The 11989-nt window shown below is 69.5% G+C and carries 14 protein-coding genes; 2 read left to right on the top strand and 12 right to left on the bottom strand.

Annotated features, from left to right (window positions below; genetic code table 11):
* Window positions 1–11: 11 nt before the first annotated feature.
* Window positions 12–461, bottom strand: coding sequence for a thioredoxin TrxC (trxC, locus tag FHY06_RS30945; protein WP_019657623.1), 450 nt, complete (start codon window positions 459–461; stop codon window positions 12–14).
* Here trxC and pdeM point away from each other — a divergent pair.
* Window positions 446–1210 carry a ligase-associated DNA damage response endonuclease PdeM gene (pdeM, locus tag FHY06_RS30940; RefSeq protein ID WP_409327479.1) on the top strand — a complete coding sequence of 255 codons (765 nt, stop codon included), beginning with the start codon at window positions 446–448 and terminating at the stop codon, window positions 1208–1210. The two genes, trxC and pdeM, sit on opposite strands and share 16 nt — an antisense overlap.
* Before the next feature lie 113 nt (window positions 1211–1323).
* Here the strand turns inward: pdeM and FHY06_RS30935 are convergent, their stop codons facing one another.
* The 3 genes from FHY06_RS30935 to FHY06_RS30925 all read right to left on the bottom strand — a co-directional run bounded on the left by FHY06_RS30935 (window position 1324) and on the right by FHY06_RS30925 (window position 3457).
* Window positions 1324–1869 carry a TPM domain-containing protein gene (locus FHY06_RS30935; protein WP_184607339.1) on the bottom strand — a complete coding sequence of 182 codons (546 nt, stop codon included), beginning with the start codon at window positions 1867–1869 and terminating at the stop codon, window positions 1324–1326.
* 5 nt (window positions 1870–1874) lie between these two features.
* Window positions 1875–2771, bottom strand: coding sequence for a TPM domain-containing protein (locus FHY06_RS30930; RefSeq protein WP_409327478.1), 897 nt, complete (start codon window positions 2769–2771; stop codon window positions 1875–1877).
* Window positions 2772–2857: 86 nt separating this feature from the next.
* Entirely contained in the window at window positions 2858–3457 is a 600-nt protein-coding gene (locus FHY06_RS30925) for a LemA family protein (protein ID WP_019657619.1), read from the bottom strand.
* Between the two features lie 46 nt (window positions 3458–3503).
* Here FHY06_RS30925 and FHY06_RS30920 point away from each other — a divergent pair, with 46 nt between their 5' ends.
* Window positions 3504–4256 (top strand): hypothetical protein, encoded by a 753-nt coding sequence (locus FHY06_RS30920; protein WP_184607338.1) that lies wholly within the window; start codon window positions 3504–3506, stop codon window positions 4254–4256.
* Window positions 4257–4259: 3 nt separating this feature from the next.
* Here FHY06_RS30920 and FHY06_RS30915 read toward each other — a convergent pair whose 3' ends face one another.
* The 8 genes from FHY06_RS30915 to FHY06_RS30880 are packed head-to-tail and all read right to left on the bottom strand — an operon-like array spanning window position 4260 to window position 11989.
* Window positions 4260–5072 (bottom strand): ABC transporter permease, encoded by an 813-nt coding sequence (locus FHY06_RS30915; protein WP_260310790.1) that lies wholly within the window; start codon window positions 5070–5072, stop codon window positions 4260–4262.
* Between the two features lie 2 nt (window positions 5073–5074).
* Window positions 5075–5998 carry an ABC transporter permease gene (locus FHY06_RS30910; RefSeq protein ID WP_260310789.1) on the bottom strand — a complete coding sequence of 308 codons (924 nt, stop codon included), beginning with the start codon at window positions 5996–5998 and terminating at the stop codon, window positions 5075–5077.
* The gene (locus FHY06_RS30905; protein ID WP_019657615.1) at window positions 5995–7110 is read right to left on the bottom strand and encodes an ABC transporter ATP-binding protein; all 1116 of its coding nucleotides are present in this window, start codon (window positions 7108–7110) and stop codon (window positions 5995–5997) included. The genes FHY06_RS30910 and FHY06_RS30905 overlap by 4 nt, the downstream gene beginning before the upstream one ends.
* The gene (locus tag FHY06_RS30900; RefSeq protein WP_240650192.1) at window positions 7107–8153 is read right to left on the bottom strand and encodes an ABC transporter substrate-binding protein; all 1047 of its coding nucleotides are present in this window, start codon (window positions 8151–8153) and stop codon (window positions 7107–7109) included. The genes FHY06_RS30905 and FHY06_RS30900 overlap by 4 nt, the downstream gene beginning before the upstream one ends.
* A gap of 36 nt (window positions 8154–8189) precedes the next feature.
* Window positions 8190–9164, bottom strand: coding sequence for an isopenicillin N synthase family dioxygenase (locus FHY06_RS30895; protein ID WP_184607337.1), 975 nt, complete (start codon window positions 9162–9164; stop codon window positions 8190–8192).
* 13 nt (window positions 9165–9177) lie between these two features.
* A complete protein-coding gene (locus tag FHY06_RS30890; protein ID WP_184607336.1) occupies window positions 9178–9891 on the bottom strand; it encodes a cysteine hydrolase family protein in 714 nt (237 codons plus the stop codon).
* The gene (locus tag FHY06_RS30885) at window positions 9888–10820 is read right to left on the bottom strand and encodes an ABC transporter permease (RefSeq protein ID WP_019657611.1); all 933 of its coding nucleotides are present in this window, start codon (window positions 10818–10820) and stop codon (window positions 9888–9890) included. Before FHY06_RS30885 ends, FHY06_RS30890 begins: the two co-directional genes overlap by 4 nt.
* Window positions 10817–11989 carry an ABC transporter permease gene (locus FHY06_RS30880; protein ID WP_409327480.1) on the bottom strand — a complete coding sequence of 391 codons (1173 nt, stop codon included), beginning with the start codon at window positions 11987–11989 and terminating at the stop codon, window positions 10817–10819. Before FHY06_RS30880 ends, FHY06_RS30885 begins: the two co-directional genes overlap by 4 nt.

Below are 11989 nucleotides of genomic sequence, written 5' to 3'. Positions count from 1 at the left end.
GCGAGGTAGGTTCAGCCCGCGCCGTGCGCCTTCACCCAGCGCACGATGTCCGCCGCGCCCATCGCGCCGGCCTGCCGCGCCACCTCGCGGCCGCCGCGGAACAGCGCCAGCGTCGGGATGCTGCGGATGTTGAAGCGAGCGCCCAGGGCGGGCACCGCCTCGGTGTCGACCTTGGCCAGCCGCACGTGGGGCTCCAGCTGGGCGGCCGCCTGTTCGTAGGCCGGCGCCATCTGCCGGCAGGGGCCGCACCAGGGCGCCCAGAAATCGACCAGCACCGGGATCTCGTTGCGGGAGATGTGGCGCTCGAAGGTGGCGGCGTCCGCCAATGCCGTCGAATGGCCGGTGAACAGCGGGCGGTGGCAGCTGCCGCAGTCGGGCGCGCTGCCCAGTTGCGCCGCGCGGACGCGGTTGGTCGTGTGGCAGTGCGGACAGACGATGTGCAGCGGTGGCGATTCGGTCATTGCAGGCAGATGGGGGCTCTGGAGGGCCTTTGCAAGGCAATCGCAGGTTTTGCGACACTGGCCGGGTGAGATCTCCAGATACAGATACATCCACCTCGCCGCTCGTCGTCGACTGGGCGGGCGAACTGCTGCACCTGCTGCCCCAGCGGGCGCTCTGGTGGCCCGGCCAGCGGGTGCTCTTCGTGGCCGACCTGCACCTGGGCAAGGCCGCGACCTACCGCGCGCTCGGCCAGCCGGTGCCCGGCGGCACCACGCAGCAGAACCTCGCGCGGCTCGACGCGCTGATCGAAAGGCATGCGCCCGGCCGCATCGTGTTCCTGGGCGACTTCCTCCACGCGGCGCAGGCGCGCACGGTGCTCGCCGCCGTCGGGCCCTGGCGTGCGCGCCATGCGGCCGTCGCCATGACCCTGGTGCGCGGCAACCACGACAGCCGCGCCGGCGATCCGCCGCCGGAACTCGGCATCGAGGTGGTCGACGAGCCCTTCCTGCTGGGCCCCTTCGCCTGCTGCCACCATCCGCAGACGCATGCCACGCACTTCGTGCTCGCCGGGCATCTGCATCCCGTCTGCAGGCTCCACGGCCGGGGCCGCGACAGCGTGCGGCTGCCCTGCTTCGCAAGCGACGGGCAGCAGGCCGTGCTGCCGGCCTTCGGCGAGTTCACGGGCGGGTGGCTGATGGAATCGGCGCCGGGGCGGCGCTTTCATGCGGTGGGCGGCGATGCCGTCTGGGCGCTGCCTGTCCAAGAGTGACTTTTGCTCCTTCCCCCTCTGGGGGAAGGCTGGGATGGGGGCAGGCAGGGCGCCCAGTGCGGACGCCGCGTGCCCCCACCCCCGCCCTCCCCCAGAGGGGGAGGGAGAAAGAATCAGAGCACCACGGGCTCGTCGGGCAGCTCGTTCACGTCGAGCTCGCCTTCGGCCAGCGGGAAGTGTTCCACCAGCACCGCGGAGATCTCTTCCAGCGCCTGCGTGAGCCCGTCCTCGAAGCGGCCCTCGCGGAAGGCGGCGCTCATGCGCTGTGCCATCGCGGCCCATTCGGCGTCGTCCACGTGCGCGTCGATGCCGCGGTCGGCCACGATCTCGATGGCGTGTTCGGCCAGCAGCAGGTAGATGAGCACGCCGTTGTTGTGCGCCGTGTCCCATACGCGCAGCTTGCCGAACAGCGTCACGGCACGCTCGCGCGGCGGCGCGTGGCGCCACAGGTACGACATCGGCAGGCCGGCCTCGACGCAGATGCGGATCTCGCCGCCGTGGCGCCGCTCGCTCGCCGTCACGCGGTGCGCAAGGCGCTCCAGCGCAGCCGGAGGAAGCGCGCGCCGGACCTCGGATTCGTCGATCCAGCGGTGGCGCCAGATGCGGCCCAGCTTCGCGAAGAGGCCCGCGTCGTTCGGTTCGGTGTTCGTGGTCCGCATCGTGTTCACCAGTCCCCCGACGCGCCGCCGCCGCCGAAATTGCCGCCGCCGCCGGAGCTGAAACCACCGCCTCCGCCGCCACGGCCACTGCTCCAGCCACCCCCGCCGGAACTCCAACCGCCACCTCCACCGCCGCCAGGCCTTCCCGTGCCCGCGACCAGCGACACGATGAGCGCCACGAAGCCCGCGATCACCGCGATGACGATGCTGGTGGTGATGAAGAACACGACCACCCCGACGCCGCCGCCCACGACCATCGTGCCCAGCTTCTTGCCGAGGACGGCGCGCGCGATCGGCGCGCCGACGAAGACGCCCACGAACAGGAAGATCGCGAGGTTCTCCCAGTCGAAACCCTCGTTGCCACTGCCGCCGGAGTTGCGCGAGGGCTCGGGCAGCGGCTCGCCGTCGACCAGCCCGATGAGCCGGTCCACCGCCGCGTTCAGCCCGCCCGCGAAGTCGCCGTTGCGAAAGCGCGGCTTCATCTCCTCGTCGATGATGCGCGCGGCCGCGAGATCGGGCACCGCGCCTTCGAGCGCCTTGGCCGTCGCGATGCGCATCTTGCGGTCGTCCTTGGCCACCACCACCAGCAGGCCGTCGCCGACGTCCTTGCGGCCGACCTTCCAGGCGTCGCCCAGGCGCTGCGTGTAGCTGGCGATGTCCTCGGGCGCGGTGGTCGGCACCATCAGCACCACGATCTGCGAGCCCTTGCGCTGCTCGAAGGCCGCGAGCTTGGTCTCCAGGCCGTTGCGCTGCGCGCTGTCGAGCGTGCCGGTCTGGTCGATCACGCGCGCGGTGAGCGCTGGGATCGGCAGCAGGTTTTGCGCAAAGGCACCGCTTGCTGCCAGCAGCATCCAGCCCGCGACCAGCGCCGCCAGCACGCGCGCGCCCCATTCCAGGAACACCGCGGATCCGGCTTTGCCGGTCCGCCGGTGTTGCCCCCGGCGAGGGGGTTGGCGAAGTGACACGAAGTGCACGAAGCCTGGGGGAGTTACTTTTTATTCGGGCTGAAGTCGACCGTGGGCGGGGTCGAGATCTGCGCCTCGTTCTGCACCGAGAAGTTCGGCTTCGGCGCATAGCCGAAGATCTTGGCCGTGAGGTTGGTCGGGAAGCTGCGCGCGAGCACGTTGTACTCCTGCACGCTCTCGATGTAGCGGTTGCGCGCCACGGTGATGCGGTTCTCGGTGCCTTCCAGCGTCACGCGCAGGTCGCGGAAGGCCTGATTGGCCTTCAGGTCGGGGTAGCGTTCCGACACCACCATCAGCCGCGACAGCGCCGAGGACAGTTCACCCTGCGCCTGCTGGAACTTGTTGAAGGCCTCGGGGTTGTTGAGCGTCTCGGGCGTCACCTGGATCGAGGTCGCCTTGGCGCGCGCCTCGACCACCTTGGTGAGCGTGTCCTGCTCGAAGCTGGCCTCGCCCTTGACGGTGGCCACGATGTTCGGCACGAGGTCGGCGCGCCGCTGGTACTGGTTGAGGACCTCGCTCCAGGCCGACTTGCTGGCCTCGTCGAGGGACTGGAACTGGTTGTAGCCGCAGCCGCTCAGGGAAACGACCGCCGCAAGGATCAGGAACCAGCGCTTCATCATCATTTGCATTACCTCCGCAGAAGATGCGGAAGGTAGCATAGGCGGCTCCATGGCCCTTGATCCGCTGCAAGTCCTGCAAGCCGCCAACCGTGCGGTATTGCCCGTAGCCTCCTCCGCCTTCGGCACGCTGCTGATCGCGGGAGCGACCGGTGCGCTGGGTGCCGAGCTGCTGCGCCGGCTGGCGGGCAGCCACCGCCATGCGCACACCCGCGTGCTCGCGAAGGAGCCGATCCGCGACGGGCTGCGCGGCGTCGAGACCTACCTGAGCCCCGGCCTGCCCATCGCGCAGTGGCCGCCGACCTCGGCCCACACCGCCATCATCGCCTTCGACCCGCCGCGCCTGTACCACGACCGCGAGCGCGCGCTGTGGGTGCCCGAGCCGTCCGACCTGCCCGAGCTGGCCCGCTGGCTGCGCTCGTGCGGCGTGCAGACGCTGGCCATCGTGCTGCCGCACGACCAGGGCCGGCTGCCCGAGGCGCTCAAGCGCGGCCTGGCCAGCCTCGACGAGCAGGCGGTGGTGGCCTGCGGCTTCGAGCGCGTGATCCTCGTGCGCTCGGCGCGCAAGCCGGCGAATGCGAAGCTCGCCAACCCCTTCGAGCGCGTCGCTGCCTGGATGCTGTCGGTGGTGCGCTTCATGGTGCCCAGCAGCGAGCAGCCGGTGCGCGCGGCCAAGGTGGCCGAGCTGGTCGACGTGACGCTGCGCATCGCGCCGCCCGGCGTGCACGTGGCCGCGCCAGAGATGGTGTGGCGCGCGTCGCAGGGCGACATGGAGGGCGCGGCGCGCGCGTGGCTCCGGCCCTAGGCCTCAGCCGAAGCGCAGCGAGCGCAGCCCCACGGTGCGATCGACGCAGATCACCGCCACCAGCGTGACCACGATGCTCACCGTCGACACGGCCGCGGCCGTCGGGTCGAAGTCCCAGCGCAGGTAGTCGAACAGCTGCAGCGGCAGCGTCGTCATGCCGATGCCCTTGAGCAGCAGCGACATGTTGAACAGGTCGAACGAGATCACGAACGCGAACAGCGCGCCCGTGATGATGCCCGGCTTGATCAGCGGCAGCGTCACGCGCACGAAGGCGCGCCACGGCGATGCGCCCAGGCTGCGCGCGGCCTGCTCCAGCGTGCCGTCCTGGTTGTAGAGCGCCGACGCCACGTTGGTGAACACATAGGGCAGCGTGACCAGCACGTGCCCCACCACCAGCCCGAACATCGTGCGCGTGCCGATGCCGCTCGCGTAGAGGAAGAACAGCAGCGCGATCGCCGTGAGGATCTCGGGCAGCATCAGCGGGAGCATCAGCATCATGCGCAGGCCCTCGCGCAGCCGCGTGGCATGGCGCACCACGTAGAGCGCGCCGGCCACGCCGATGACGCTCGAGCACACCGTCGCGATGGCCGCCACCTGCAGCGAGGTGCCGATGGCGCGCATGAAGGCTTCGTTGGCGAAGAGCGCGCCGAACCAGCGCAGCGAGATCCCCTGCGGCGGGAAGGTGAGGAACTCGCCCGCGTTGAGGGACATCAGCACGATCACCGCGATCGGCAGCAGCAGGAACACGTAGACCGCGCCGACGTAGGCCAGTCCCATGGCATCGGCCGCACGCGCGGCCAGGGGTTTGCGCTTCATCGTCATTGCAGGCCTTTCATGAAGCGTCCGGTGAGGCGGGCGTACAGCCACACGGCCGCCATGCCGCAGGCCGACAGCACCAGTGCCTGCGCCGCGCCGGCGGGCCACTGGAAGTTGTCGATGAGGTTCTGCACCACCAGCACCGACATCGTCTTGACCTGGGCGCCGCCGAGCATCACCGGCGTCACGTAGGCGCTCAGCGTGAGCACGAAAACGAGGATGGTGCCGGCCTGTATGCCGGGCCAGGACATCGGCAGAACGAGCCGCCAGAACACCTTCAGCCGGGAGGCGCCGAGCGAGCGCGCCGCCTGTTCGAGCGTCGGATCGATGCTCTGGATCACTCCCACCAGCGGCAGGATCATGAACGGCAGGAACACGTGCACCAGCGCGATCGTCACGCCCAGCCGGTTGTTCATGAGCTGCAGGGCCGTCGATATCAGCCCGAGATCGATCAGCGCCCGGTTGATGACACCGTTGCCCGACAGCAGGATCAGCCAGCCGAAGCTGCGCACCACCACGCCCACCAGCAATGGCGACAGCACCAGCACGTACAGCAGGCCGCCCCAGCGCGAACGCGTGCGTGCGAGGTGGTAGGCGACGGGGTAGCCCAGCAGCAGGCAGATCGGCACCGTGGTGACGCCGAGCAGCAGCGTGTCGGCCAGCACCCCGAGGATGTAGCCGTCGCCCAGCGCGTTGGTGTAGTTGGCGAGCGTGAAGCCCGCGCCATAGGGCGCGCCCACGGCGGTGGGCCGCAGGCTCATGCCGATGATGTTGAGGTACGGCAGCACCAGGAAGACGCCGATCAGCACCAGCGCGGGAGCGATCAGCCAGAACGCGCCCCGGCCCGGGCGTCCCTTGCGTGCCCTGCGTCCATGGAGCCGGTCGGCGCCGTGCACCGGTGCCTCGGCCGTCATCACGGCATTCATGGCGCAGCCGCGATGATCCAGGCGTGGCCCGGGTCGAAGGCGAAGGCCGCCTCGGCTCCGGCCTCTGCGCGCTGGCCCGGCGAGGTCTGCACCAGCAGGCTCTGGCCGCCGGCGCACTGCACCATGTGCTCCACCGTGCTGCCGAGGAAATAGGCCGACTGCACCAGCCCGGCGTAAGGGCCGTCGTTGCGCCAGCGGATCGCCTCCGGACGGATCGTCACGTGCACCGGCTGGCCCGTCGCCAGCGGCTGGTCGTGGCTTGCCGGCACGCTGCCGAGCGCCGTGCTCACGCGGTAGGTCGGGTACGGGCCCGGCTCGTCGGTGAGCCCTTCGACGCGGCCTTCGATGAGGTTCGAGCGGCCGATGAAGCGCGCCACCTCCACGCTGCGCGGACGCATGTAGATCGCCTCGGGCACGTCGAACTGCAGCAGCCGGCCGCCGAGCATCACCGCCACGCGGTCCGACATCACCATCGCCTCCGACTGGTCGTGCGTGACATACAGGGTGGTGATGCCCACGCGCTTCTGCAGCTCGCGGATGAACACGCGCATGTCTTCGCGCAGCACCGCGTCCAGGTTGGCGAGCGGTTCGTCGAGCAACAGGAGTCGCGGCTCGATGACCAGCGCGCGTGCCAGCGCCACGCGCTGCTGCTGGCCGCCCGAGAGCTGGCGCGGGTAGCGCTCGGCCATGGCGGTGAGCTGCACCATCGCGAGCACGTCGTCGATTCGGCGCTTGCACTCGGCCTTGCCGATGCCCCGCATCTCCAGGCCGAACGCGAGGTTGCGCCACACCGTGAGGTGCGGGAACAGCGCGTAGTTCTGGAACACCATGCCGATGTCGCGCTTCTCCGGCGGCAGGTCGGTGATGTCCTCGTCGTTCAGGCGCACGCGGCCTTCGTCGGGAAACTCGAACCCGGCCACGCAGCGCAGCGTGGTGGTCTTGCCGCAGCCGCTCGGGCCCAGCAGCGAGATGAACTCGCCCTCCTCGGTCTTCAGGTCGAGGTGCGCAATGGCCGGTGCCGGCGCGTTGTCGAAGCGCTTGCGCAGGCCGTCGAGCGACACCCGCGTGGTGCGCCGGCCGGTCGCCGTGCGGGTGGGGGCGGACGCGCTCACTTCATCTCCCGGTTCCAGCGGTCGGTGATGGCCGCGACCTGCGGGTTGACCTTGGTCCAGTCGAACTGGAAGATCGACTTCATGCGCTCGCCGCTCACCGGCACGTCCTTGGCGAGCTCGGGCGACAGCCTGGAGCGCACATTGGTCGGCGAGGTGAAGAATTCCTTGGCCATCATCTCCTGCACGTCGGCGCGCAGGATGAAGTCGAGATACTTGTAGGCCTCTTCCTTGGCCGGCGCATTCTTCAGCACGTTGAACGACTGCTCGAAGGCCAGCACGCCTTCGGTGGGCACGACCATCTCCACCGGTACGCCCTTCTTCTGCAGCGCCACGATCTCGGGGAAGTCGATCACCGCCACCGTCACGTCGCCGCGCGTGAGCATGGTCGAAAGCGTTCCGCTCCAGTCCGCCTGCGTGAACGGCAGCAGCTTCTTGATCTCGACGAAGGCGCGGTCGATCGCGTCCTGAGAGCCGCCGTAGAGCTTGGCCGTCATCAGCAGGAACAGCATCGCTGCCGTGTTGCCGATCTGGTAGAGGCCGATCTTGCCCTTGAACTCGGGGTTGCTCCACAGGTCCGACCACGACTTGGGCGGCGTCTTCACCAGGTCCTTGCGATAGCCGATGCCGATGGTCGATACGATGCCGCGCACCCCGTTGTCGTCCGGGTTGCGCAGGATGGGGTATGCGTTCGCGAGGTTGGGCACCTTGGCCGCGGGGATGGGCTCGAAGTAGCCTTCCGCGCGCACCAGGCTCGCGATGTTCTCGTTGACCATCAGGATGCTGTAGGGCGGCTTCGCGACGCCGGCCGCGCGCAGGTTGGCGACGAAGTTCTTGCCCAGGCCCACGTCGAGCGTGGTGTCCACGCCGGCCGACTTCGTGAACATCGGCATCAGGTCGGACCGCCAGAATTTCTCCCAGCGCCCGCCGTAGGTGTTGACGACGAGACTCTGCGCGGCGAGAGACATGCCGGGCATCGCGAGTGCGGACATGCCGGCCGCAGCCGCCATGGCTTGCAGGCAGTCGCGGCGGGAGAAGTTTTTCATGGTGGAGGTCCTGGGGAAGATGGAAGAAGAGGCCGCTCAGGCGTTGGCCTGCTTGCGGTAGGCGTAGTTCTTGTCGAGGCGCTCGAGCAGGTATTCGCCGTAGGTGACGGGCTCGTAGCGCGGGGGATGCTGCGCGTCGGTGCAGGTGGGCAGGCACTCGATCAGCGCGTCCATTCCGGGATCGAGGAAGTAGGGCAGCGAGTAGCGGTCGCCTCCCGAGCGGTTGATGACCCGGTGCGGCGTGGACACGAAGCGGTCGTTGGTCCAGCGTGCCAGCATGTCGCCGACGTTCAGCACGTAGGTGTCGGGAATCGGCGGCGCCTCGATCCAGTCGCCGCCGCGCGGACGCACCTGCAGGCCGCCGGAATCGTCCTGCGCGAGCAGCGTGATGATTCCGTAGTCGGTGTGCGGCGCCGAGCCCATCTGGTCGTCCTCCACGGGCGGCTGCGGCGGATAGTGAAGCGCGCGCAGGAATGTGGTCGGGCGCTCGAAATGGTGGTCGAGCGCGTGCGCCTCCAGGCCGAGGCTCATGGCGATCAGGCGCACGATGTAGCGGCCCAGCGCGTCCACTTCGCTCACGTACGCGGTCATAGCGGGCTTGAAGCCCGGCAGCCACCCGGGCCACTGGTTCGGGCCCTGCATCGGCAGGCCGGCGAGCAGGCCCGGGTCGTCGGGCGGCAGCTCGTGCATGAGCATCAGCGATTCGCTCATGTTCGGCCGCGTGACCTTGGCCACCGACGAGGTCACGATGGTCGAGGTGGCCATGCCCATGTAGCCACGATGAAAGGCGTTGATCGCGAGCGAGCGCTTCTGCTCGAGCGTGGAGGCGTGGAATTCGCGGGAAGCCGCGAAGGCCGCGTCCCGCGTGGCGCGCCGCACGGTGTGGCCCGAGATGTAGGCGAAGCCGATGGTGCTCAGCGCTTCGTGCAGCTGCAAGGCGGAGGTCTTGGCCGCGGGGGTGCTCGGGTCGAGGTTGCCGCCGAGGTCGACGAGGGGAATGGAGTTCGGCATCGGGCGTCGGATCTCAGGAAAGGGATGGAGAAGGAGAAGAGCCATGGCGGGGCGCGCCGCCCCATTGGTCGAGCAGCTCGCGCGAGTCCATCACCAGCCCCAGGTGCAGCGACACCATCGCCAGCGCCGCGCCCTCCAGGTGCGCGTCGGTGCCGCGCACCAGGTCGCGCAGCACGATCACGCGGTAGTTGCGGTTGCTGGCGTCGAAGGCGGTGTTGAGCACGCAGCAGTCGGTGAAGCCGCCGTCGAGCACCACGGTCTCGATGCGCTGGTTGCGCAGCAGGAAGTCGAGGTCGGTCGGATAGAAGGCCGAGAGCCGGCGCTTGCCGTCCACGCGCATGTCGCCGGGCTCCACGCGCGTGACCCACTCGGTCCACTTCGAGCCTTCGATGGCGTGCGCGTCGGCGTTCGGGATCTCGCCCACGTGCAGCGGGAAGGTGCGCCGCCATGCCGACGGAATGCCGTTGATGTCGTCCACCCCGCCGGGCCGCAGCACCGACCTGACGTGCACGATGCGCACGCCCAGCGCACGCACCGCGTCGTGGAAGCCGTCGATGGGCGCCACCACGTCGCGCGCACGCGGCGCGGGGCAGGGGCAGTCGGGGCTGTCGTCGAGGTGGCCGCGGTGCATGTCGATGGAGACGACAGCGCTGGTGGCGGGATTGAGGTAGTCGGCGAACTTCGCCGCGTCGAGCTCGCGCTCTTCGTTGTAGACCCAGGCCTTCATCGGCGCTCTTCTCTCACGTAGGGTTGGCCCAGCGCGCCGGGCTCTTCATCGGCGCCGCGCCGCGAGAGCGCGACCCACACCATCACGCCGAGCGTCACCGCATACGGCGTCATCATCACGAAGTACTGCGGCAGCTGCACGCCGGCGGCGGCCAGCTGGGGAATCAGCGCCTCGATGCAGCCGAAGAGCAGCGCGCCGACGAGCGCCTTCCACGGCGACCAGCGAGCGAAGATCACGAGGCCCACGGCGATCCAGCCGCGGCCGCCGGTCATGCCGGCGATCCACAGCTTGGTGCTGACTACCGAGATGTAGGCACCCGCCAGCCCCACCAGCGCCGAGCCCGCGAGCACCGCCGCGAAGCGCCATGCCGTCACGCGGATGCCCGCCGCGTCGGCCGCCTGCGGGTTCTCGCCCACCGCGCGCAGCCGCAGGCCGGCCGAGCTGCGCGCGAAGAACCACGCCACCGCGCCGAAGATCGGCAGCGTGAGCCACACCATCGCGTTCTGCTCGAAGATCCGGCCCACGCCGGGCAGCATCGACAGCGGCCACAGGCCCATCGTGCCGATGCCTTCGGTCGCATGGTTGGTCCACTCGGCCATCGAGCCCACCAGCGCGGTGAGCCCCTGACAGAAGAACACCAGCGCGAGCCCGGCGATCACCTGGTTCACGCGCAGCCAGATCACCATCACCGCGAACAGCACCGACACCACGCTGGCAGCCAGCATCGCGAGCACCAGCGACACGGCCGGCTGGCCGATCACGATCTGCGCGCCGATGCCGGCCAGCGCGCCGACCAGCATCAGTCCCTCGGCGCCGAGTGCGAGCACACCCGCGCGCTCGCAGATGATGAGACCGAGCGCGGCGAGCGCATAGGGCACCGCGAAGTCCGGCGTGCTCGCGAGCCAGTTGAGAACGATGCCGCCTGTCATTGCACGGCCTCCCCGCCCACGCGGCGCAGCCGGTGGCGGATGAAGAAGTCGCTCGACGCCACGCACACCACGATCACCGCCTGGATCAGCTGCACCATCGAGAACGGCACCTGGTAGAACACCTGCAGGCTGCGCCCGGTGACGAAGAGCGCCGCCACCAGCAGCGCCACCACCGTGGCCGCCAGCGGGTTGTTGCGCGCGAGGAAGGCGATGAGGATGCCCGAGAAGCCGTAGCCCTGGTAGAAGGCCTGCGTGAGGCGACCTTCCTGCCCCGCCGCCACCGCGAAGCCCGCGAGCCCGGCCATCGCACCCGACAGCAGCACCGCGCCGTAGATGGTGCGCCGCACCGGCACGCCGCTGGCGTGCGCCATGCGCGGGTTGGCGTCGACGAAGCGCAGGTACAGGCCCATGCGGCTCACGCTCGCGAGCCACCACGCCAGCAGCGCGACGACGCCCGCCAGCAGGATCGAGCTGCCGATGCCCGCGCCCAGCTCGGGCAGCCGCTCGAAGGCGCGGAACTGCGGCGAGTAGGGGAAGTTGTCCTTCGGGTCCTTCCAGCTGCCGTAGACCAGGTGCAGCAGGAAGTTGGCTGCCATGTAGTTGAGCATCAGCGTGGAGATGATCTCGTTCACGCCGAGCTTGAGCTTGAGCCACGCGGGCCCCAGCACCCACATCAGCCCGCAGCCGATGGCCGCGGCGAACATGAGCGGCAGGCGCAGGCCCTCGGGGCCGATCTGCCACATCGAGATGGTGGTCGCGCCGATGGCGCCCCAGATCATCTGGCCTTCGAGCCCGAGGTTCCAGAAACGCGCACGGAAGGCGACGCAGCCCGCGAGGCCGACGAGGATCATCGGCGCGGCCTGGAAGAGCACGGCGCGGAAGTTCTGGCCGTCGAAGAAGGTCTGGGTCACGAACTCGTTGGCGAGCTCGTCGGCGGGTACGCCCGCCGCGATGAGGATCGCCGCCGAGATCGCGAAGCCCGCGAGCAGCGCGGCCGCAAGGATCAGCGCCTGCCAGCGCCACGGCATGTGCTGGCGGATCTCGAGCGCGTAGCGGCGGCGTGCCAGCGGTTGCACGGGCTGCACCGCGCGCGGCGCTTCTTGCGCGACGGCAGCAGATGCCTTGGAAGGCGTGGAGGATGTGGAAGAGGGAGCTGCCATGTCGGCCAT

Origin of the sequence: Variovorax atrisoli (assembly GCF_014195185.1) — a bacterium.
Classification (GTDB): Bacteria; Pseudomonadota; Gammaproteobacteria; order Burkholderiales; family Burkholderiaceae_C; genus Variovorax; species Variovorax atrisoli.
The sequence above is the reverse complement of the archived record's forward strand: the minus strand, read 5'-3'. Positions and strand labels throughout refer to the sequence as shown.

Excerpts from the sequence above, each read along its gene's own strand:
- trxC (WP_019657623.1), bottom strand. The coding sequence starts at position 461 with ATGACCGAATCGCCACCGCTGCACATCGTCTGTCCGCACTGCCACACG.
- FHY06_RS30935 (WP_184607339.1), bottom strand. The coding sequence starts at position 1,869 with ATGCGGACCACGAACACCGAACCGAACGACGCGGGCCTCTTCGCGAAG.
- FHY06_RS30925 (WP_019657619.1), bottom strand. The coding sequence starts at position 3,457 with ATGATGATGAAGCGCTGGTTCCTGATCCTTGCGGCGGTCGTTTCCCTG.
- FHY06_RS30920 (WP_184607338.1), top strand. The coding sequence starts at position 3,504 with ATGGCCCTTGATCCGCTGCAAGTCCTGCAAGCCGCCAACCGTGCGGTA.
- FHY06_RS30915 (WP_260310790.1), bottom strand. The coding sequence starts at position 5,072 with ATGAAGCGCAAACCCCTGGCCGCGCGTGCGGCCGATGCCATGGGACTG.
- FHY06_RS30910 (WP_260310789.1), bottom strand. The coding sequence starts at position 5,998 with ATGAATGCCGTGATGACGGCCGAGGCACCGGTGCACGGCGCCGACCGG.
- FHY06_RS30900 (WP_240650192.1), bottom strand. The coding sequence starts at position 8,153 with ATGAAAAACTTCTCCCGCCGCGACTGCCTGCAAGCCATGGCGGCTGCG.
- FHY06_RS30895 (WP_184607337.1), bottom strand. The coding sequence starts at position 9,164 with ATGCCGAACTCCATTCCCCTCGTCGACCTCGGCGGCAACCTCGACCCG.
- FHY06_RS30890 (WP_184607336.1), bottom strand. The coding sequence starts at position 9,891 with ATGAAGGCCTGGGTCTACAACGAAGAGCGCGAGCTCGACGCGGCGAAG.
- FHY06_RS30885 (WP_019657611.1), bottom strand. The coding sequence starts at position 10,820 with ATGACAGGCGGCATCGTTCTCAACTGGCTCGCGAGCACGCCGGACTTC.
- FHY06_RS30880 (WP_409327480.1), bottom strand. The coding sequence starts at position 11,989 with ATGGCCGACATGGCAGCTCCCTCTTCCACATCCTCCACGCCTTCCAAG.